The 20,398-nt window shown below is 72.1% G+C and carries 21 protein-coding genes and 1 riboswitch; of the genes, 11 read left to right on the forward strand and 10 right to left on the reverse strand.

Annotation, left to right across the window (positions count from 1 at the left end; all coding sequences use genetic code 11):
- Positions 1-38: 38 nt before the first annotated feature.
- Complete coding sequence (locus ACFYR0_RS20390) at positions 39-668, forward strand: TetR/AcrR family transcriptional regulator (protein ID WP_389329638.1); 630 nt, start codon at positions 39-41, stop codon at positions 666-668.
- A gap of 427 nt (positions 669-1,095) precedes the next feature.
- A complete protein-coding gene (locus ACFYR0_RS20395; protein ID WP_389329641.1) occupies positions 1,096-2,616 on the forward strand; it encodes a phytoene desaturase family protein in 1,521 nt (506 codons plus the stop codon).
- A gap of 67 nt (positions 2,617-2,683) precedes the next feature.
- Here ACFYR0_RS20395 and ACFYR0_RS20400 read toward each other — a convergent pair whose 3' ends face one another.
- From ACFYR0_RS20400 to ACFYR0_RS20425, 6 genes are all read right to left on the reverse strand, one after another.
- On the reverse strand, positions 2,684-3,613 hold the full coding sequence (locus ACFYR0_RS20400; protein WP_389329644.1) for a hypothetical protein: 930 nt from the start codon (positions 3,611-3,613) through the stop codon (positions 2,684-2,686).
- A 56-nt stretch (positions 3,614-3,669) separates the two neighbouring features.
- Complete coding sequence (metF, locus tag ACFYR0_RS20405; RefSeq protein WP_389329647.1) at positions 3,670-4,593, reverse strand: methylenetetrahydrofolate reductase [NAD(P)H]; 924 nt, start codon at positions 4,591-4,593, stop codon at positions 3,670-3,672.
- A 171-nt stretch (positions 4,594-4,764) separates the two neighbouring features.
- Positions 4,765-5,412, reverse strand: coding sequence for a thiamine phosphate synthase (thiE, locus tag ACFYR0_RS20410; protein WP_389329650.1), 648 nt, complete (start codon positions 5,410-5,412; stop codon positions 4,765-4,767).
- A gap of 72 nt (positions 5,413-5,484) precedes the next feature.
- Positions 5,485-5,850, reverse strand: coding sequence for an Rv2175c family DNA-binding protein (locus ACFYR0_RS20415; RefSeq protein WP_386384839.1), 366 nt, complete (start codon positions 5,848-5,850; stop codon positions 5,485-5,487).
- A gap of 208 nt (positions 5,851-6,058) precedes the next feature.
- Positions 6,059-7,306 (reverse strand): NAD(P)/FAD-dependent oxidoreductase, encoded by a 1,248-nt coding sequence (locus ACFYR0_RS20420; RefSeq protein WP_389329653.1) that lies wholly within the window; start codon positions 7,304-7,306, stop codon positions 6,059-6,061.
- 32 nt (positions 7,307-7,338) lie between these two features.
- Entirely contained in the window at positions 7,339-7,689 is a 351-nt protein-coding gene (locus tag ACFYR0_RS20425; RefSeq protein WP_389329656.1) for a hypothetical protein, read from the reverse strand.
- A gap of 54 nt (positions 7,690-7,743) precedes the next feature.
- A riboswitch (TPP riboswitch) is annotated at positions 7,744-7,854 on the forward strand.
- On the opposite strand from ACFYR0_RS20425, the gene thiO reads away from it, so the two are divergent.
- From thiO to ACFYR0_RS20455, 6 genes are all read left to right on the forward strand, one after another.
- Positions 7,852-9,003 carry a glycine oxidase ThiO gene (gene thiO, locus ACFYR0_RS20430; protein ID WP_389329659.1) on the forward strand — a complete coding sequence of 384 codons (1,152 nt, stop codon included), beginning with the start codon at positions 7,852-7,854 and terminating at the stop codon, positions 9,001-9,003. (Overlaps the previous riboswitch by 3 nt.)
- The gene (gene thiS / locus ACFYR0_RS20435) at positions 9,000-9,200 is read left to right on the forward strand and encodes a sulfur carrier protein ThiS (RefSeq protein WP_386384830.1); all 201 of its coding nucleotides are present in this window, start codon (positions 9,000-9,002) and stop codon (positions 9,198-9,200) included. The genes thiO and thiS overlap by 4 nt, the downstream gene beginning before the upstream one ends.
- 2 nt (positions 9,201-9,202) lie before the next feature.
- Complete coding sequence (locus ACFYR0_RS20440) at positions 9,203-9,997, forward strand: thiazole synthase (RefSeq protein WP_389329662.1); 795 nt, start codon at positions 9,203-9,205, stop codon at positions 9,995-9,997.
- 297 nt (positions 9,998-10,294) lie between these two features.
- Positions 10,295-12,208, forward strand: coding sequence for a Stk1 family PASTA domain-containing Ser/Thr kinase (gene pknB / locus ACFYR0_RS20445; RefSeq protein ID WP_389329665.1), 1,914 nt, complete (start codon positions 10,295-10,297; stop codon positions 12,206-12,208).
- A 34-nt stretch (positions 12,209-12,242) separates the two neighbouring features.
- A complete protein-coding gene (locus ACFYR0_RS20450; protein WP_389329668.1) occupies positions 12,243-13,148 on the forward strand; it encodes a deoxyribonuclease IV in 906 nt (301 codons plus the stop codon).
- 78 nt (positions 13,149-13,226) lie between these two features.
- Complete coding sequence (locus tag ACFYR0_RS20455; RefSeq protein ID WP_389329671.1) at positions 13,227-13,832, forward strand: DUF4396 domain-containing protein; 606 nt, start codon at positions 13,227-13,229, stop codon at positions 13,830-13,832.
- A 92-nt stretch (positions 13,833-13,924) separates the two neighbouring features.
- On the opposite strand, the gene ACFYR0_RS20460 is transcribed toward ACFYR0_RS20455, so the two are convergent.
- The gene (locus ACFYR0_RS20460; protein ID WP_389329674.1) at positions 13,925-14,557 is read right to left on the reverse strand and encodes a sulfite oxidase-like oxidoreductase; all 633 of its coding nucleotides are present in this window, start codon (positions 14,555-14,557) and stop codon (positions 13,925-13,927) included.
- Positions 14,558-14,731: 174 nt separating this feature from the next.
- Here ACFYR0_RS20460 and bfr point away from each other — a divergent pair, with 174 nt between their 5' ends.
- Positions 14,732-15,211: a bacterioferritin gene (gene bfr / locus ACFYR0_RS20465; RefSeq protein WP_386384817.1), complete on the forward strand. Its 480-nt coding sequence runs from the start codon at positions 14,732-14,734 to the stop codon at positions 15,209-15,211.
- Between the two features lie 44 nt (positions 15,212-15,255).
- On the opposite strand, the gene ACFYR0_RS20470 is transcribed toward bfr, so the two are convergent.
- Together ACFYR0_RS20470 and ACFYR0_RS20475 are read right to left on the reverse strand one after the other, a co-directional pair.
- Positions 15,256-15,510 (reverse strand): bacterioferritin-associated ferredoxin, encoded by a 255-nt coding sequence (locus tag ACFYR0_RS20470; protein ID WP_386384867.1) that lies wholly within the window; start codon positions 15,508-15,510, stop codon positions 15,256-15,258.
- Positions 15,511-15,686: 176 nt separating this feature from the next.
- Positions 15,687-17,042 carry a class II 3-deoxy-7-phosphoheptulonate synthase gene (locus ACFYR0_RS20475; protein ID WP_389329678.1) on the reverse strand — a complete coding sequence of 452 codons (1,356 nt, stop codon included), beginning with the start codon at positions 17,040-17,042 and terminating at the stop codon, positions 15,687-15,689.
- 121 nt (positions 17,043-17,163) lie between these two features.
- Between ACFYR0_RS20475 and ACFYR0_RS20480 the strand changes: the two genes are divergently transcribed.
- Together ACFYR0_RS20480 and ACFYR0_RS20485 are read left to right on the forward strand one after the other, a co-directional pair.
- Positions 17,164-17,220: a trp operon leader peptide gene (locus tag ACFYR0_RS20480; RefSeq protein ID WP_356689156.1), complete on the forward strand. Its 57-nt coding sequence runs from the start codon at positions 17,164-17,166 to the stop codon at positions 17,218-17,220.
- A gap of 132 nt (positions 17,221-17,352) precedes the next feature.
- Positions 17,353-19,248, forward strand: coding sequence for an anthranilate synthase family protein (locus tag ACFYR0_RS20485; RefSeq protein WP_389329681.1), 1,896 nt, complete (start codon positions 17,353-17,355; stop codon positions 19,246-19,248).
- Here the strand turns inward: ACFYR0_RS20485 and ACFYR0_RS20490 are convergent.
- Positions 19,200-20,195, reverse strand: a complete 996-nt coding sequence (locus tag ACFYR0_RS20490) for a 2-hydroxyacid dehydrogenase (protein WP_389329684.1) — start codon at positions 20,193-20,195, stop codon at positions 19,200-19,202. The genes ACFYR0_RS20485 and ACFYR0_RS20490 overlap by 49 nt on opposite strands.
- Positions 20,196-20,398: the final 203 nt, after the last annotated feature.

Consider the following 20,398-nt stretch of genomic DNA (forward strand, 5'->3'; position numbering starts at 1 on the left):
TGCCGTCGGTGGCCCGGGTTGCTGTGACAATCGGGACCATGGAAAGCAGCAGCGCCACGTCGGGCGGCAGCACCCGCCGCGAGGCCACCCGGCAGAAGCTCTACGAGGCCGCGGTCACCCTCATCGCCGAGCAGGGCTTCTCCGCCACCACGGTGGACGAGATCGCCGAGCGGGCCGGGGTCGCGAAGGGCACCGTCTACTACAACTTCGCCAGCAAGTCGGTCCTCTTCGAGGAGCTGCTGCGGCACGGCGTGGGACTGCTGACCGCCTCCCTCCAGGAGGCGGCCGAGGAGACGGTGCGGGGCGGCGGCTCCCAGGTGGACGCCCTGGACGCGATGATCCGGGCCGGCCTGGGCTTCATCGCCCGCTACCCGGCCTTCACCCAGCTGTACGTGGCCGAGCTGTGGCGCACCAACCGGGCCTGGCAGTCCACGCTGATGGTGGTGCGCCGGCAGGTCGTCGCGGTCGTCGAGGACGTGCTGCGGGCGGGTGTGAAGAACGGCGAGCTCAGCGAGGAGATCGACATCCAGCTGACCGCGGCCGCCCTGGTGGGCATGGTGCTCGTGGCCGCCCTGGACTGGCAGTCGTTCCAGCCGGAACGCTCGCTGGACGATGTCCACGCGGCCCTGTCCCGGCTGCTGCAGGGGCGGGTCAGCGGCCGCCGCTGAACGGCGTACGACAGGAACGGGATCGGGCACGGGAACACGAGAGCGCCGGTCCGGTCCGGCCGCGTCCCCCGCGGACCGGACCGGCGCCTCACTTCCCCCGTGCTCCCCCGTGATCCCCCGTGTTTCCCCTTGTCCCCCCGACGGTCCCCCGTGCGGTCGTCCCCCGGGTTCCCCCCTGCCTCGCTCCCGCCGACCGGGTCGGCGGAAGGAGCGGTCGGGGGCCGCGCCGTTCCGCCGCCCCGTGTCGGCGGTGCCGGCGCAGTGCCCCGTTCCGTGCCTCCAACTCTCCCGTCCCGGCCCGTGGTGCCCCATCCGCGCGCGTACTCATCTGCGTGCCTAGGTACGGATACTCACCCCTGAGTGCCCGCGCGGGGCCCCGGACGGCCCCGGGACCGGATTGTCAGCGGTGGCCGATAAAGTCGCGGTCATGGCACGGATTGCGGTGATCGGCGCCGGGATGGGCGCGATGGCGACAGCCGCCCGGCTGGCCGTCGCGGGCCACCGGGTGACGGTGTACGAGCGGACGGACACCTACGGCGGCGGGGTACGCCGCCTGGAGCGGGAGGGCTTCCGCTTCGACACGGGCCCCGGGCTGCTGCCCCTGCCCGCGGTCTACCGCGACCTGTTCATCAAGACCGGCAAGGAGCAGCTGGAGTCCCTCGTCGAGCTGGTCCAGGTCGACCCGTCCGCGCGGCATCTCTTCGCGGACGGCACCGAGGCCACGCTGCCCAACGCCTCGCGCGCGGGCGTGGTCGAGGCGCTGGACGCGGCCCTCGCCAAGGGGGCGGGCGCCCGCTGGGGCGACTTCCTGGTCCGGGCCCGTGAGGCCTGGGACCGCTCGCGCCGGCCCCTGCTGGAGGAGCCGCTGTGGCCCAACTGGTCGGTGCTGGCCGACCGCGAGCCCTATCCGGCGGTCCCTCACAAGCGGGTCCTGCGCACCCGCCGGGCCACCACCCTCGCCGAGATCGGCGCCTGGGAGCTGCGCGACACCCGGCTCGCCGCCCTGCTGGAGAGCCACGCCCTCGCCCACGGCCTGGACCCGCGCACGGCGCCCGCGAGCGCGGCGGTCCTGCCGTACATGGAGCACGCCTTCGGCACCTGGTACGTGCAGGGCGGCGTGAGGGAACTGGCCCGCGCGGTGTACGAGCGGTGTCTGGTCCGCAGGGTCGAGTTCGTCTTCGACGCGGAGGTCGCCCGGATCCTGGAGAAGGACGGCCGCGCCGCGGGCGTGGAGCTGGCCGACGGCGCGACGGTGGCCGAGGCGGACTTCGTGGTCGCCGGTGTCTCCCCCGAGGTGCTGGACCGCCTCACCCCGGGCACGGCCACGCGCGCCGAGGGCGAGGTGCCGCCGCGGCGCGGGACGCCGAGCCGGCTGACGGTGCTGCTGGCGCTGCGCGGAGGGCGTCCGGAGGGGACGGCTCACCGGACGGTCGTGCACGCGCGGGACCGTGAAGCCGAACTGGACCTGCTCTTCGGCCACGGCCCCTCGGGGAGGGTGGCGCACCCCACGGTCACCGTGCTGCGGCCCGACGACCCGGCGCTGGTGCCGGACGCCGTCCATGAGGCGGTCGTGCTCACCTCGGCCGTTCCCGCCCGGACGGACGGGGGCGGGGCGGAGCCGGAGTCCTTCGCGCAGCACGCCCAGGACATGATCACCGCAGCCGGGCGCGCCCTTCCCGGGCTGCGCGACCGGCTGCTGTGGCACGAGGTCCGCACCCCGGCCGACATCGAGGCCGAGACCGGCGCGGAAGGCGGTGGGATCCCGGCGCCCTCGCTCGCGGCGGGCGCGGGGCGGCTGCTGCACCCGGCCAACTCCACCGCCCTGCCGGGCCTCTTCGCCGCGGGCGGCTGGGCCCACCCCGGGGGCGGCCTGCCCCACGCGGGCATGTCGGGCGCCCTGGTCGCGGGTCTGATCGTGGAGGGACCGGAGTTCCGCGGCTCTCAGTGAGCCGGTGGGCGCGCGGGCCCGGGCAGCCGTGCGGGGCAAGGCCCTCGGGAGCCGGAGGGGGCCGCGCTCAGTAGCGGTAGTGCTCGTCGTAGCCGGTGCCCTGGGACTGGCCGTCGCCGCCCTGGTAGTAGCCCTGGTCCTGGGAGGGGTCGGTGCCGTACTGCTCGTCGGTGCGCTGCTGCGGCACCCAGACGCCGCCCGCCGGGGTCGACTCGCCGTAGCCGCCGGTGGCGTACTGGTCCTGGCCGTAGGCCTGCTGCCCGTACTGCTGCTGGCCGCCGTAACCGGTGTCGTACGAGGCGCCGTCGTAGCCCTGGGTGCCGATGTACGGGTCGGAGTAGGCGGCGTACTGCTGCTGGCCCGTGGTGTCGTAGCCGTAGGACTGCTGCTGGCCGTAGCCGGAGTAGCCGTCGTAGCCGTAGCCCTGGTCGGTGCTCTGGGCGGTGGCGGCGTACTGGTCCTGGGGCTGCTGGGCGGCGGACTGGGGGTAGCCGTCGGTGTAGACGCCGTAGGAGCCGGTGTCCTCGGGGAGGGGCTGGGGCTGGTAGACGTCGCCGGTGGCGTCGGCCGCGGACTCCGGGCGGGACGGCGTGAAGACGTCGTCGCGGTCGTAGTCGTCGTCCTGGGCGTAGCCGGAGTCCGCGCGGCGGTAGTCGGCGGCCGCGCCGCGGTCGCTCTCCTCCAGGTCGGAGGCCTCCGGGGCCGGGTCCTGGTAGTCGTCGTCACCGTCCCGGTCGGCGCCGGGACGGTTGAAGGCCCAGCCGGCCTGGAAGCCGCGGCGGAAGGACATCGTGACGTAGACCTGCCCGACCGCGAAGGCACAGGCGCCCAGGCCGATGACCACGACCGAGGAGATCAGGACACCGGCGACCACGCCGAGGAAGCCCGCGAACGCGAGCAGCCGCCAGCGCAGCCGTGCCTTGTACTGCAGCAGCACTTCGCCGAGCAGCCACAGCGCGACCACGCCGAACGCGATGTAGAGGACCGTCCAGCCCATGTACGCCCCTCTCCCAGTGACCGCTACGCAGTGTGTCGTAAACCGGAGCGGCAGGTCTAGGCCTGCGGGGGGTGGTGCAGGCCCAGGTTCTCGTAGATTTCCAGGGTCGCCGTGGAGTTGTTGAGCGTGATGAAGTGCAGTCCGGGGACACCCTCGGCCAGCAGCCGTGCACAGAACTCCGTGGCGAACTCGATCCCCATGGAGCGTACAGCGGTCGGATTGTCTTTGGCTGTGAGGATCCGCTCTTTCAGCTCGTCCGGGATGTGCGCGTTGCTGAGCTGGGGCAGCCGCTCGAGCATCCGGACGCTGGTCACGGGCATGACCTCGGGGATCACCGGGGTCTCGCAGCCCGCGGCGTCGACTCGGTCACGCAGCCGCAGATACGACTCCGGCTGGAAGAACATCTGCGTGATGGCGTAGTCGGCTCCGGCCCGGCACTTGTCCACGAAGTGCTCGACGTCGGTGTCCCAGTCGCCGGAGCGCGGGTGCATCTCCGGGAAGGCCGCCACGCCGACGCAGAAGTCGCCCGACTCCTTGATGAGCCGGACGAGTTCGGCGGCGTAGGTGAGGCCCTTGGGGTGCGGCACCCAGTCGCCCATCGGGTCGCCGGGCGGGTCACCGCGCACGGCGAGCATGTTGCGGATGCCGGCGTCGGCGTACTGGCCGATGATGTTGCGCAGTTCGGCGATGGAGTGGTTGACCGCGGTGAGGTGGGCGACCGGGGTGAGGGTCGTGTCCACGACGATCTGCTGGGTCTCCTTGACGGTGCCCGCGCGGGTCGAGCCGCCGGCGCCGTAGGTGACGGAGACGAAGTCGGGAGAGACCGCCTCGACCCTGCGGAGCGCGCTCCACAGGTTCTTCTCGCCCTTGGGGGTCTTCGGCGCGGAGAACTCGAAGGAGTACGTCTTCTTGCCGGTGGCGAGGATGTCACGCACAGTGCGCGCGCGGTCGGTCCTGGTCGATGCGGTTCCTAGGGCCATACCGGCAGGTTAGCCAGGGGCCGCCGGTCCCCCAACCACATCCCGGAAATTTGCCCGAATTGCCCGACTCTTGTCCAGAGGGTGGACAGAGCCCGTCCGAATTGACCCGATCCGCACCGGCAGGCGTCTCGCTATACGACCAGTGGAGCGACGCTCGAAGATCGCCCCCGCCTATGCGGCGCGTAGCCGCTTCGCGAGCTCCGCGGCGGCCGCCGCCGGGTCGTCGGCCTCGGTGAGCGCCCGGACGACCACCACCCGGCGGGCACCCGCGTCGAGCACCTCGTCGAGGTTGCCGAGGTCGATGCCGCCGATGGCGAACCAGGGGCGGTCGGTGCCGAGGGCGGCGGTGTGGCGCACGAGGTCCAGGCCGGGGGCGTGCCGGCCCGGCTTGGTGGGGGTGGGCCAGCAGGGGCCGGTGCAGAAGTAGTCCACGCCCTCCTGGACGGCGGCCGCGGCGGCCTCCGCCTCGCTGTGCGTGGAGCGGCCCACCAGGACGTCCTCGCCGAGGATCGCGCGGGCCGCGGGGACCGGGAGGTCGCCCTGGCCGAGGTGCAGGACGTCGGCGCCGGCGGCGTGGGCGACGTCCGCGCGGTCGTTGACCGCGAGGAGCTTGCCGTGCCGGGCGCAGGCGTCGGCGAAGACCTTCAGGTGCTCCAGCTCCTCGCCGGCCTCCATGCCCTTGTCGCGCAGCTGCACGATGTCGACCCCGCCCGCGAGGACCGCGTCCAGGAACTCGGGCAGGTCGCCCTGGCGTCTGCGGGCGTCCGTGCAGAGGTAGAGCCGGGCGTCGGCGAGCTGGGCGCGTGCGGTCGCGGGCATGGGTGTCCCCCCGTCGTCGGATGCGTACGGGCCGGGGCGCGGGCCCCGGCCCGTACGCCGGTGCTGATCAGGTCAGACGGCGAGCGCCTGGGCGCGGCGCTTCACCTCCGTGCCGCGATTCTCGCTGAGGGCCTGGGCGGGGGTGCCGGGCAGGCTGTCGTCGGGCGTGAAAAGCCACTCCAGCATCTCTTCGTCGGTGAAGCCGTCGTCCCGCAGGAGCGTCAGGGTGCCGGCGAGGCCCTTGACGACCTTGTCCCCGTCGATGAACGCGGCGGGGACGTGCAGGGCCCGGTTCTCACCTCGGCGTACGGCGATGAGCTGGCCTTCCTTGACCAGCTGCCGCACGCGCGTCACCTCGATGTCGAGCATTTCGGCGATGTCGGGGAGGGTGAGCCAGGCGGGGACGAGAGCGTCGGTCTTGGTGTCAATCTCGGTCACGCTCCCCAGCGTAGGCGCTCCGCTGGTGGGGCGGCGATGGGGCGTAGGAGTGAGTGTCGGTCGGGGGGTGGGGGGCGGTGGTGCTTTTGCGCAGTTCCCCGCGCCCCTTTTTGGGGTCGGCTCTTGGGTGCGGGTTCGTTGTGGCTTGTCGCGCAGTTCCCCGCGCCCCTATGGGGTGCTTCCTCTCGGGCGTCGGAGGGGTGTGGGTTCAGGGGGTTGCCGTTGCTGCCTTCAACGGGCGGGAGGGGTCTTCCAGGAGGGAGGGGGTCATTCGGGTGCCGGCTTCGATGAGTTTGCGGGCCTGGGCGAGGTCTCGGGGGCGGCCCACCGCGAGGAGGGCGGTGAGGCGGTTGTCGCGGAGCCAGCAGACGGACCAGGCCGGGCCGGACGGGTCGCCGCGCCACAGGAGGGTGTCGGCGGCGGAGTGGTGGCCGGCGAACTGGACGAAGCGGCCGAACTGCTCGGACCAGAAGTAGGGCACCGGGTCGTACACAGCGGGGGCCTCACCGGTACGGGCGCCGATGATGTTCTCGGCGACCGTGCGCGGGCCCTGGAGGGCGTTGTCCCAGTGGTGGACCAGCAGCCGCTCGCCGTAGCGCCCGGACGGGAAGGAGGCGCAGTCGCCGACGGCGTAGACGTCCGGGGCGGAGGTGCGCAGATGGGCGTCGGCGACGACCTCCCCGTGCTCGCCCAGCTCGATGCCGGAACCCTTGAGCCACGCGGTGGCGGGCCGGGCGCCGATGCCGACGACGACCGCTCCGGCGGCCAGCCGGGTGCCGTCGTCGAGGACGACCTCGCCGGGCTCGACGTGCCGCACGCGCGCGTGGGTGCGCAGTTCGGCGCCGCTGTCGGTGTACCAGGCGGTCATCGGCGCGGCGACCTCGGCGGGCAGCGCCCCGGCCAGCGGCCGGTCGGCGGCCTCCACGACGGTCACCGCGCAGCCCGCCTCGCGCGCGGCGGTGGCGAACTCGGCGCCGATCCAGCCCGCGCCGACGACCACGATGTCGTGCTGGCGGGCCAGCACGGGCCGCAGCCGCTCGGCGTCGTCCAGGGTGCGCAGCAGATGCACGCCCCGGACCCCCTCCGTGCCGGGCAGCCGGACCGGCTCGGCGCCGGTGGCCAGCACCAGCACGTCGTACGGCACCGGGCCCTCGGCGGTGTCCAGCTCGTGGTCGTCCGGGCGCACCCCGAGGACCTCGCGGCCGAGGTGCAGCTCGATGTCGAGGGCCTCGAAGTCGACGTCGAACGCGGAGCCCTCGGCGGTGCCGAGCAGCACGGCCTTGGAGAGCGGCGGCCGGTCGTAGGGCTGATGGGGCTCGGCGCCGATCAGCACGACCGCGCCGGGGTGGCCCTGTTCGCGCAGCGCGACCGCGGTCTGGACACCGGCCATTCCCGCGCCCACGACGACGACCCTCCGTCTCGCGGACACTCCTCTTCCCTGCGTCTGCTCGCTCACCTGATCACCATAGACAACTGACAATCCGTCAGTCAGGGGCCGTGTTCCGTGACCTGCTCCACAACGCTCGTACCGCTGCCCGGCCGCGACTCCCACTCCCAGGTCTCCTCCAGCCTGATCCGCCCGTCGGCCAGTTCCACCACCAGCGACACGCAGTGCCCGGACGCGGTGGTGCCGTCCCGCCCGAGCTGGACGTACCGGAAGTCGAGCCGGTCCCCCTCCCGGGTACCCACGAGACGCCCGCGTACGACATCGCCACCGGCGTACTCGGCCCAGATCTCCCCGTCCTTCTCGTGGTACGCGAACCGGGTGCGGGTCCCGACCTGTCCCGCTGCCTGGTCGGAGAGCGGGGCGAGTGTCAGACCGTCGAGCGAACCGGGCATGGGCGAAGGCTCCCTTACAGACGCGCCGGACCAACGGCTAGGGTGGGCCCAACGTAAAGCACTCGCGGGAGCCCGGCGCACCGGGCTGAGAGGGAGGCGGGCGGCCTCCGACCGTACGAACCTGATCCGGGTCATGCCGGCGAAGGGAGGGGCTGGACGCCCATGTCGCGTACGTCAGACGTCCTCGTGGTCGGGGGCGGCATCATCGGTCTGGTCACGGCCTGGCGGGCCGCGCAGCGCGGTTTCGCCACGGCCGTCGTGGACCCCGGGCCGGGCGGCGGAGCCGCGCAGGTGGCGGCCGGGATGCTGGCCGCCGTCACCGAACTGCACTACGGCGAGCAGACCCTGCTCGGCCTCAACCTCGCCTCGGCGCGCCGCTATCCGGAGTTCGCCTCCGAGCTCACCGACCTCACCGGGCACGACCTCGGCTACCGGCAGTGCGGCACGCTGGCCGTGGCGCTGGACGCCGACGACCGGGCCCATCTGCGTGAACTGCACGTCCTCCAGCAGCAGTCGGGGCTGGACTCGCAGTGGCTGTCGGGGCGCGAGTGCCGGCGCCTGGAGCCGATGCTGGCGCCGGGGGTGCGCGGCGGTCTGCGGGTCGACGGGGACCACCAGATCGACCCTCGGCGGCTGGCCGCGGCGCTGGTGACGGCCTGCGAGCGGGCCGGGGTGCGCTTCGACCGGGAGTGGGCCGAGCGGCTCGTGGTGGAGCGCGGGCGCGCGGCCGGCGTCCTCACGCGCTCGGGTGTCCTGCTGGGCGCCGGACAGGTCGTACTCGCCGCGGGCAGCCGCAGCGGGCAGCTGGCGGGGGTGCCCGACGATCTGCTGCCGCCGGTACGGCCGGTGAAGGGGCAGGTGCTGCGGCTGACCGTGCCGAAGCGGTACGCGCCCTTCCTCGACCGGACCGTCCGCGCGGTGGTGCGCGGCAGCCACGTCTACCTCGTCCCGCGCGAGAACGGCGAACTGGTCGTCGGTGCCACCAGCGAGGAGCTGGGCTGGGACACCACGGTCACCGCGGGCGGCGTGTACGAGCTGCTGCGCGACGCCCACGAACTGGTGCCCGGCATCACCGAGCTGCCGCTCACGGAGACCCGCGCCGGGCTGCGCCCCGGCTCCCCCGACAACGCGCCGCTGCTCGGCCCGACCGCGCTGGACGGCCTGCTGCTGGCCACCGGCCACTACCGCAACGGCGTCCTCCTCACGCCTGTCACCGGCGACGCCCTGGCGCATGCCCTGGCCACCGGGGAACTGCCGGACGAGGCACGCCCGTTCACCCCGAAGCGATTCGCACTCTCGGAGCAGCCCGTATGAACATCTCGGTCAACGGCGAGCGCAGGCGGATCGAGCCCGGCACGGCTCTCGACACGCTCGTGACGTCCCTCACCGCGGCCCCCTCCGGGGTGGCCGCGGCCCTCAACGAGACCGTCGTCCCGCGGGCGCAGTGGTCCGCCACCGCACTCGCCGAGGGCGACCGTGTCGAGGTCCTCACCGCCGTACAGGGAGGCTGACCATGGCCGACGATCCTTTCGTCCTCGGCGGTACGACGTACGGCTCCCGGCTGATCATGGGGACCGGGGGCGCGCCCAGCCTGGAGGTGCTGGAGCGGGCGCTGCTGGCGTCCGGGACGGAGCTGACGACCGTCGCGATGCGCCGGGTCGACCCGTCGGTGCAGGGCTCGGTGCTGTCGGTGCTGCGGCGGCTGGGCATCCGCGTGCTGCCGAACACGGCGGGCTGCTTCACCGCGGGCGAGGCCGTGCTGACCGCCCGGCTGGCCCGGGAGGCGCTCGGCACGGACCTGGTCAAGCTGGAGGTCATCGCCGACGAGCGCACGCTGCTGCCGGACCCGGTCGAGCTGCTGGACGCCGCGGAGACACTGGTGGAGGACGGTTTCACCGTGCTGCCGTACACCAACGACGACCCCGTTCTCGCGCGGAAGCTGGAGGACGTGGGCTGTGCGGCGGTCATGCCGCTCGGATCGCCGATCGGGTCGGGGCTGGGGATCCGGAACCCGCACAACTTCCAGCTGATCGTGGAGCACGCGCGCGTGCCGGTGATCCTGGACGCGGGTGCCGGTACGGCGTCGGACGTGGCGCTGGCGATGGAGCTGGGGTGTGCGGGGGTGATGCTGGCGTCCGCGGTGACCCGGGCGCAGGAGCCTGTGCTGATGGCTGCCGCGATGAAGGCGGGGGTGGAGGCGGGGCGGTTCGCCCTGCGGGCGGGGCGGATTCCCAAGCGGCACTTCGCCGAGGCGTCTTCTCCTGCGGAGGGCTTGGCGCGGTTGGATCCTGAGCGGCCTGCTTTCTGAGGGGTGCCTCTTCTGGCGGTCGCCTTCTGAGGGGCGCCTTCGGACTGTCTCCCGCCAGGTGCTGGGCGTTGGTGGCCGTGCCCACCCGTTCCGCCCCTTGCGGAACGCCCGCCCACGGCGGTGGGGCGGTGGCGGGCGGCGGCCGACGCGCGCTCGGGGCCCGAGTGCGGAACGCCCGCCCACGGCGGAAGCGGAGGACGCCCGCCCGCGGCGGCACACGGTCACAGGTCGGCTGCAGTCTTGGTGCTATCCCGTGCGGGCGGTGGGGGTGTCGGTGGTGGCTCGTAGACTCGCTGCGTGGACACGACCCTTCAGGACCCTCTGGTCGGGCAGGTGCTCGACGGGCGTTATCGCGTCGAGGCGCGGATCGCGGTCGGCGGGATGGCCACGGTCTACCGGGCCGTGGACACCCGCCTCGACCGCGTGCTCGCGCTGAAGGTGATGCACCCGACGCTGGCGGCGGACGGGTCGTTCGTGGAGCGGTTCATCCGCGAGGCGAAGTCCGTGGCCCGGCTCGCACACCCCAACGTCGTGCAGGTGTTCGACCAGGGCGCCGACGGGTCGTACGTCTATCTCGCGATGGAGTACATCGCGGGCTGCACCCTGCGGGACGTGCTGCGCGAGCGCGGCGCGCTCCAGCCGCGGGCCGCCCTGGACATCCTGGAGCCGATGCTGGCCGCGCTGGGGGGCGCGCACCGGGCCGGGTTCGTACACCGGGACATGAAGCCGGAGAACGTGCTCATAGGGGACGACGGCCGGGTCAAGGTCGCCGACTTCGGGCTCGTACGGTCGGTGGACACCGTCACCAGCACCACCGGGACGGTCCTCGGGACCGTCGCGTATCTCGCGCCCGAGCAGATCGAGCACGGCACCGCCGACCCGCGCGTGGACGTGTACGCGTGCGGGGTGATGCTCTACGAGATGCTCACCGGCGGCAAGCCGCACCACGGCGACTCCCCCGCGCAGATCCTCTACAAGCATGTCCACGAGGACGTTCCGCCGCCGTCCGCTTCCGTGCCGGGGCTGGCGTACGAGCTGGACGAACTGGTCGCCGCGGCGACCGCGCGGACCCCGGGGATCCGGCCGTACGACGCGGTGGCGCTGCTGGCGCGGCTGCGCGAGGCGCGGGCCGCGCTGAGCGACGAGCAGCTGGACGCGGTGCCGCCGCAGGCGCTCAGCACGGAGCACGGGAACGCGGAGGACCGCACGAGCGTGATCCCGCGCTCGCTGACGGTCCCCCGCCCGCTGCCGGTGAACGAGGAGGAGCGGCACCACACCAGCCGGCTGGCCAGTCCCGCCCCGCTGCCGCCGCGCCGCCGCCCGCTGCCCCGGCGCGGAGTGGTCTCCCTCGTCGCGGCCCTGCTGGTGGTGCTGGGCCTGGTCGCGGGCGTCTGGTACATCAACTCCGGCCAGTTCACCCAGGTCCCGCCGGTGCTGGCGAAGACCGAGGAGCAGGCCCGGGCGCGGCTGTCCGACGCGGGGCTCGAGGTCGGCGAGGTCAGGCAGGCCTACAGCGACACCGTCCGGCGCGGCCTGGTGATCGGCACGGACCCGGCGCCGGGCGCCCGTATCCGGGACAACGACTCGGTGACGCTCACCGTCTCCCGGGGCCCCGAGACCGTGCGGGTGCCCGCGCTGCGCGGCGAGAAGGTGGCCGACGCCAAGCGGACCCTGAAGAACGAGGGCCTCGAACCCGGCATGGTCACACGCGAGTTCAGCGACGAGGTGCCCCGGGGCGAGGTGCTCCGCACCGACCCGGAGGGCGGCGTCGAACTGCGCGCGGGGACGGCGATCGCGATCGTCGTCAGCAAGGGCGGCCCGGTCGACGTCCCGGACGTGGTCGGCGAGGACCTGGCCGACGCCCGCGCGGAGCTGCTGGAGGCGGGCCTGAAGGTCGAGGTGGCCTCCGCGCAGATCAACTCCGAGCACGAGAAGGGCCAGGTCGCCCTCCAGTCGCCGGACTCGGGCGGTGAGGCCGCCGAGGGCGACACCGTGACGCTGACCCTGTCCAAGGGCCCGGTCATGGTCGAGGTTCCGGACGTGGTCGGCGACAGCGTGGACGAGGCCCGGGAGAAGCTGGAGGGGGCCGGCTTCGAGGTCAAGGAGGACCGCGGGCTGCTGGACCTGTTCGGTGACTCGGTCGAGGGCCAGTCGGTGCCGGGCGGCGAGCTCGCCCCCAAGGGTTCGACGATCACGCTCGACATCGGCTGACCGGCGGGCCCCGGCGCCATGGCACCCTGAGCGGGTGAGCAGTGAGCAGCAGCCCCATGGCCCTTCCGGCCCGGCCCCCGGTCCGTCCCGCAACCCCGTCGGCGGTCATGTGCCCGTCGCCGGCGGCCTGAGCACCGTGGGCCTGGCCTACGCCCGTGAGCTCGGGGCCGAGACCGTGCAGGTCTTCGTCGCCAACCCGCGTGGCTGGGCGACCCCGGCGGGGAACCCCGGGGAGGACGAGGCGTTCCGGGCCGCGTGCGCCGAGGAGTCGATCCCGGCGTACGTGCACGCCCCGTATCTGATCAACTTCGGCTCCCACACCGAGGCGACCGTCGAGCGTTCGGTCACCTCGCTGCGGCACTCGCTGCGGCGGGCCCGGGAGATCGGCGCGCTCGGCGTGGTCGTGCACACCGGCAGCGCGACCGGGGGCCGGGAGCGCGCGGTGGCGCTGAGGCAGGTGCGCGAGCGGATGCTGCCGCTGCTGGACGAGCTGACCCATGACGACGACCCGTTCCTGCTGCTGGAGTCCACGGCCGGCCAGGGCTTCTCGCTCTGCTCACGCACCTGGGACTTCGGCCCGTACTTCGAGGCGCTGGACGCCCACCCGAAGCTGGGGGTCTGCCTGGACACCTGCCATGTCTTCGCCGCCGGGCACGACCTGACCGGGCCGAACGGCATGCACCAGACCCTGGATCAGCTGGTGGACACGGTCGGGGAGGGCCGGCTGAAGCTGATCCACGCCAACGACTCCGAGGCCGGGGTGGGCGCGCACCGCGACCGGCACGCCAACATCGGCGCCGGGCACATCGGGGAGGACCCCTTCCGCGCGCTGATGACCCACCCGGCGACCGAGGGCGTGCCGCTGATCATCGAGACGCCCGGCGGGAAAGAGGGCCACGCGGGCGACGTGGAGCGGCTGAAGAAGCTTCGCGACGGATAACCCCTGGCGGGAATACCCCTAGGGGGTATACGGTTCTTGCGACAGCGCAGGAACCGTTGTCCGGCTATGGGGGCAGTCATGGAACACGAGACGCACACCGCACGGGAGCACGAGGACCAGGGCCACGAAGGCCACTACCACGGCAGTCACCCGGCACACCACGGCGATGACGCGGCCCACGCCGGCCACACTGCCCACACGGGCCACCAGGACCACACCGGCCACCACGCCCACCATCACGGCGGCGGGACCAGCTGGTCGATGGCCGCGAAGGCGACGCTGCACTGCCTCACCGGGTGCGCCATCGGCGAGGTGCTGGGCATGATCATCGGCACCGCGCTGGGCTGGGGCAACATGCAGACGATGACCCTGGCGATCGCCCTGGCGTTCCTCTTCGGCTACTCGCTCACCCTGTGGGGCGTCCTGAAGGCGGGGGTCGACCTGAAGGCCGCGGTCAAGGTCGCGCTGGCCGCCGACACGATCTCGATCGCCGTGATGGAGCTGATCGACAACAGCGTGCTCGCCCTCTGGCCGGGCGCCATGGACGCGCATCTCGACGACGCGAAGTTCTGGTGGGTGCTGGCCATCGCCCTGGTGGCCGCCTTCATCATCACCACGCCTGTCAACAAGTGGATGATCGGCCGCGGCAAGGGCCACGCGGTGGTGCACCAGTACCACCACTGACCTGCGAAGCCGGGCGACGGACGGCAGGAGGAAGGGACCCGGGGATCATCCCCGGGTCCCTTCTCGTGCGTGCCGTGCGTGCCGGCGAAGCCCTACAGCTCGGGGCCGTCGCCGGGCCCCTCCTGGTAGGAGTAGCGCTGTTCCTTCCAGGGGTCGCCGAGGTTGTGATAGCCGCGCTCCTCCCAGAAGCCGCGGCGGTCGGCGGTCATGTACTCCACGCCCCGGACCCATTTGGGCCCCTTCCAGGCGTACAGATGCGGGACGATCAGACGCAGCGGGAAGCCGTGCTCGGCGGTGAGGAGTTCGCCGTCCTTGTGGGTCGCGAAGATCGCACGCTCGGAGGCGAAGTCCGCCAGCCGCAGATTGGAGCTGAAGCCGTACTCCGCCCACACCATCACATGGGTGACATCGGAGGCGGGCGGCGCGATCTCCAGGACGGTCCGGGCGGGGATGCCGCCCCACTCCGCGCCGACCATGCTGAACTTCGTGACGCAGTGCAGATCGGCCACGACGGAGGTGTACGGCAGGGCCGTGAACTCCTCGTGGTTCCAGCAGTGCTTCTCACCGTCGGCGGTGGCCCCGAAGACCCTGAACTCCCAGCGCTCGGGGCGGAACTTGGGTACGGGTCCGTAGTGCGTGACCGGCCAGCCCCGCTGCAGTCGCTGGCCCGGCGGAAGCTCGGTCGGTGCTGCTTCTCCAGATTCGCGCTCCACCGGATGACCCATGGCTCCATCCTGACAGACCCCGGACGGTGCACATGACCACGCAGGCCCGAAACCGTACAACTGCCACCAAGCATGCCCTTACTTACTAAGTACGCACTTACTGGACGATCTTCCTCGGCCGGTGCAATCATGCGGCGGCAACCTCCCGATCCCCCTGTGGAAGGAACCGCTGCGATGAACGGCGACGCCGAGGTCCTCGAATTCCTCAACGAGCAGCTGACCGGTGAGCTGACCGCGATCAACCAGTACTTCCTGCACGCGAAGATGCAGGAGAACTTCGGCTGGACGAAGCTCGCGAAGTACACCCGGCACGAGTCCTTCGACGAGATGAAGCACGCCGAGGTGCTCACCGACCGCATCCTGTTCCTGGACGGCCTGCCGAACTACCAGCGGCTCTTCCACGTCCGGGTCGGCCAGTCGGTCAAGGAGATGTTCGAGGCGGACCGGCAGATCGAGGTGGAGGCGATCGACCGGCTGAAGCGGGGCATCAAGGTGATGCGCGAGAAGGGCGACATCACCTCGGCGAACATCTTCGAGTCGATCCTGGAGGACGAGGAGCACCACATCGACTACCTCGACACCCAGCTCGAACTGCTCGACAAGCTCGGTGAGGCCCTGTACCTCGCGCAGCTCATCGAGCAGCCGGAGGGCTAGGAGCGGGCGGGCCGGCGGCCGGAGGGCCGGGCGTCTGGCCGGAACTAGGCGGCTTCCTCGAGGGCGGGTTCCGAGGCGTCCAGCCCCGCGAGCACCGGCTTGCCCTCGTCGGCGAGCTCACGGCGCGGGCACGCGCCACGGCCGAGCAGCGCCTGGATGCGACGGACACAGGAACCGCAGTCGGTGCCGGCCTTGCAGGCGGAGGCGATCTGCCGCGGCGTGCAGGCGCCGTCCTCCGCATGCTTCCTGACCTGCGCCTCTGTCACACCGAAGCAGCTGCAGACGTACACGCGGTTCACCTCCCGCCGGGGTCGGATGGATCGTGCCACCCCGACGTACCGAGTGTCCCGATGATCGGTGAGGCTAACCTAACCTTACCCGGCGGCCCGGAACGGCAAAAGAGCAGTGGGGCGCGGATCGTATGTGATCCGCGCCCCACTTCATGGCCGAAAACAGCCGGTGACCGGCTGGTCCGTCACTGGTCCCGGTACATCTCCGCGACGAGGAAGGCCAGGTCGAGGGACTGGCTGCGGTTCAGCCGGGGGTCGCAGGCCGTCTCGTAGCGCTGGTGCAGATCGTCGACGAAGATCTCGTCGCCGCCGCCCACGCACTCGGTGACGTCGTCACCGGTGAGCTCGACGTGGATGCCGCCCGGGTGGGTGCCCAGCCCCTTGTGGACCTCGAAGAAGCCCTTGACCTCGTCGAGCACGTCGTCGAAGCGGCGGGTCTTGTGGCCGGAGGCGGCCTCGAAGGTGTTGCCGTGCATCGGGTCGGTCACCCAGGCCACGGTGGCACCGGAGGCGGTGACCTTCTCGATCAGCTCGGGCAGCTTGTCGCGGACCTTGTCGGCGCCCATCCGGACGATGAAGGTCAGCCGGCCCGGCTCGCGGTCCGGGTCCAGGCGCTCGATGTACTGCAGCGCCTCCTCGGCCGTCGTGCTCGGGCCGAGCTTGATGCCGATCGGGTTGCGGATCTTCGAGGCGAACTCGATGTGCGCGTGGTCCAGCTGCCGGGTGCGCTCGCCGATCCACACCATGTGCCCGGAGACGTCGTAGAGCTGGCCGGTGCGGGAGTCGACACGGGTGAGCGCGGACTCGTAGTCGAGCAGCAGCGCCTCGTGCGAGGAGAAGAACTCGACGGTCTTGAACTCCTCCGGGTCGGCCCCGCAGGCGTGCATGAAGTTCAGCGCGTTGTCGATCTCGCGGGCGAGCTGCTCGTAGCGCTGGCCGGAGGGCGAGGACTTCACGAAGTCCTGGTTCCAGGCGTGCACCTGGCGCAGGTCGGCGTAACCGCCGGTGGTGAAGGCGCGCACCAGGTTCAGCGTCGAGGCGGACGCGTGGTACATCCGCTTCAGCCGCTCCGGGTCCGGCACCCGGGAGGCCTCGGTGAAGGCGAAGCCGTTGACGGAGTCGCCCCGGTAGGTCGGGAGCGTCACCCCGTCGCGGGTCTCGGTCGGCTTGGAGCGCGGCTTGGAGTACTGGCCGGCGATACGGCCGACCTTCACCACCGGCACCGAGGCCGCGTACGTCAGGACGGCGCCCATCTGGAGCAGCGTCTTGAGCTTGGCCCGGATGTGCTCGGCACCGACCGCGTCGAAGGCCTCGGCGCAGTCGCCGCCCTGGAGGAGGAACGCCTCCCCCTTGGCGACGGCCGCCATACGGGCACGCAGTTGGTCGCACTCGCCGGCGAAGACCAGCGGTGGATACGACTCCAGCTCGGCGATCACCGTGCGCAGAGCCTCAGTGTCGGGGTATTCGGGCTGCTGCGCCGCGGGCAGGTCTCGCCAGCTCGCTTGAGCAGCGACGGCTTGGGAATCAGCGTTCACGGTCACGACGTCAACACTACGGGGTCGGATCGGCGCCTCCGGGCCATGACCATCAAGTGAGACACCCGCTACATTCCGTGGACTGGGCTTCCGCCGGACCCCCGGGGCATGCGGTAGGGTTCCCGGCATGTTCGCGCATTCCGACCAGAACTGGTGGTGGACCGCTCATCCGGCGGCCCACTGACTGCGCGTACGCAAGACTTCGCGAAGGCCGCCGAGGGGCGGCCTTCGGCGTTTCCGGGGTCCGTTCCTCCTGAGTGACTTCCCAGTGCGCTCCGAGTGAGCCACAAGCGCTCCCACGAGAAGGACACGGACCATGCATCTGCTCGACCTGCTCGACGACCCCCGCCCCTTCGCCCTGCTGCGCCGCCGCACGCCGGGGCACGACGAGAACACCGTCGAGGTGCTGCTCGGTCCGGTCGCCTCCTGTGAGCGGCTCGCCGACCTCCCCGACGAGGGGCTGGCGCTGATCCCGTTCCGGCAGATCCGCGAGCGCGGCTTCGACGTCCGCGACGACGGCACCCCGCTGTCGGTGCTCGTCCCCGAGGAGTCGCACACGCTCACCCTCCAGGAGGCCCTCGCCCAGCTCCCGGCGCACGAGGTCGAGGTGCGCGGGGGCGGCTTCGACGTGGACGACGAGGCGTACGGCGAGATCGTCGGTCAGGTGCTGCGGGAGGAGATCGGCCGGGGCGAGGGCGCGAACTTCGTCATCCGGCGGACCTACGAGGGCGGGATCCCCGGTTTCTCCCGGGCGGACGCCCTCGCCCTGTTCCGGCGGCTGCTGGCGGGCGAGCGGGGCGCGTACTGGACGTTCGTGGTGCACACCGGGGAGCGGACCCTGGTCGGGGCGAGCCCCGAGGTGCATGTCCGGATGTCCGGCGGAACGGTGGTGATGAACCCGATCAGCGGCACCTACCGCTACCCGGCCGGCGGCCCGACGCCGGAGCATCTGCTCGACTTCCTCGCCGACGGCAAGGAGATCGAGGAGCTGTCGATGGTCGTCGACGAGGAGCTCAAGATGATGTGCACGGTCGGCGACATGGGCGGGGTCGTGGTCGGCCCGCGGCTGAAGGAGATGGCCCATCTCGCGCACACCGAGTACGAGCTGCGCGGGAGGTCGTCGCTGGACGTGCGGGAAGTGCTGAGGGAGACCATGTTCGCGGCGACCGTCACCGGCTCGCCCGTGCAGAACGCCTGCCGGGTCATCGAGCGCTACGAGCCCGTCGGGCACGACGGTCGCGGGCGCGGCTACTACGCCGGTGCCCTGGCCCTGCTCGGCCGGGACTCCGGCGGCGCCCAGACGCTGGACTCCCCCATCCTCATCCGCACCGCGGACATCTCCGCCGACGGCCGGCTGCGGGTTCCCGTCGGCGCCACGCTGGTGCGTGGTTCCGACCCGGCGAGCGAGGTCGCCGAGACCCACGCGAAGGCGGCCGGGGTGCTCGCGGCCCTCGGCGTACGGCCGTTTCGGCCCGGGGCCGGGGGCTCGCTGCCGCGGCTGGCGGACGATCCCCGGGTGCGGGCGGCGCTGGACGGGCGGCGGGCCGGGCTGGCGCCGTTCTGGCTGCGGATGCAGGAGCGGTCGGCGGAGCTGTCCGGGCACGCGCTGGTGGTGGACGGCGAGGACACCTTCACCGCGATGCTCGCGCACGTGCTGCGCTCCGGCGGTCTGGAGGTGACCGTGCGGCGCTACGACGAGCCGGGCCTGCGGGCGGCGGTGCTCGCGCACGAGGGTCCGGTGGTGCTGGGCCCCGGCCCGGGCGACCCCCGCGACCTCGACGACCCGAAGATGCGGTTCCTGCGCCGGCTCACGGCGGACGTGCTCCGCGGCCACGCCCACGCGGTGCTCGGCGTCTGCCTCGGCCACGAGCTGATCGCGGTCGAGCTGGGGCTGGACATCGTCCGCAAGGACGTGCCGTATCAGGGGGCGCAGACCGTGGTCGATCTGTTCGGGCGGCCCGAGACCGTCGGGTTCTACAACAGCTTCGTGGCCCGCTGCGACGACGAGGCGGCGGTCGGACTGGCCGCCCACGACGTCGAGGTGAGCCGGGCCGCGAACGGTGAGGTGCACGCGCTGCGCGGTCCGGGCTTCGCCTCGGTGCAGTTCCATCCGGAGTCGGTGCTGACGCTGAACGGGGCCGCGGTGGTGCGGGAGCTGCTGGGTCAGGTGCGGGGCACGAGCACGTTCTCCGAGCGGCGGCCCGCGCTGTAGTCGAGGACGTTCTTCACCGTGGCGTCGATGATCTGGCCGACGGCGTCCTCGGTGTAGTACGCCTGATGGGACGTCACCAGGACGTTCGGGAACGTGACGAGGCGGGCCAGGGTGTCGTCCTCGACGGCCTCCAGCGACTTGTCGAGGAAGAACAGGCCCGCCTCGGCCTCGTAGACGTCGAGGCCGACGCCCGTGAAGCGGCCCGCGCGCAGTTCCGTGACGAGGGCGGCGCTGTCGATCAGGCCGCCGCGGCTGGAGTTGACCAGGATCGCGTCGTCCTTCATCGCCCTGAGCGCGGCGGCGTCGATCAGGTGCAGGGTCTCCGGCATCAGCGGCACGTGCAGGGTGACCAGGTCGGACTCGGCCAGGAGCTGTTCCTTGGGGACGTAGCGCATGCCGAGCTGCATGCACTCGGGGTTCTCGGCGACGTCCCAGCCGAGCAGGCGCATGCCGAAGCCGTGGGCGATCCGGGCGAAGGCCTCGCCGATCTTGCCGGTGCCGAGGACGCCGGCGGTGCGGCCGTGCATGTCGCGGCCCATCAGGCCGTCGAGGCGGAAGTCGAAGTCGCGGGTGCGGATGGAGGCGCGTACGACGCGGCGGTTGACGGCCATCGCGAGGGTCCAGGCGAACTCGGCGACGGAGTAGGGCGAGTAGTACGACACCCTCGCCACGGTCATGCCGAGGCGTTCGGCTACGGCCAGGTCGATGTTGTTGAAGCCGGTGGAGCGCTGGGCGATCAGCCGGGTGCCGCCCGCGGCGAGGGCCTGGAGCACGCGGGGGCCGAGGTCGGCGTTGACGCTGGTGGAGATGACCTCGTAGCCGGCGGCGATGGGGGCGGTGTCCTCGTTGAGGAAGACGTCCAGGCAGCGGACCTCGTGGTGGCCCTTGAAGGCGTGCTCGATGAGGGGCTTCTCGTCGGCCTGGACGCCGAACGCGAGAATCTCCACGGGGTCCCTCCGGGGGTTGGCCGGGATTTGAGTGGTACCTGTTGAATATATCCGTGCGGGTTTGTGGGGGCCGTTCGCGCCCACGCGGCGGAGCCGCACACGGATACAGCCCCACGCCCCTATGGGTTCTCCTTGCGTGACGCCGTGTGCGGGTCGTCTGTGGCTGGTCGCGCAGTTCCCCGCGCCCCTTAAAGGCGCCCTCT

The sequence above is a fragment of the Streptomyces sp. NPDC005017 genome, assembly GCF_042873115.1.
In the GTDB taxonomy this organism is placed as follows: Bacteria; Actinomycetota; Actinomycetes; order Streptomycetales; family Streptomycetaceae; genus Streptomyces.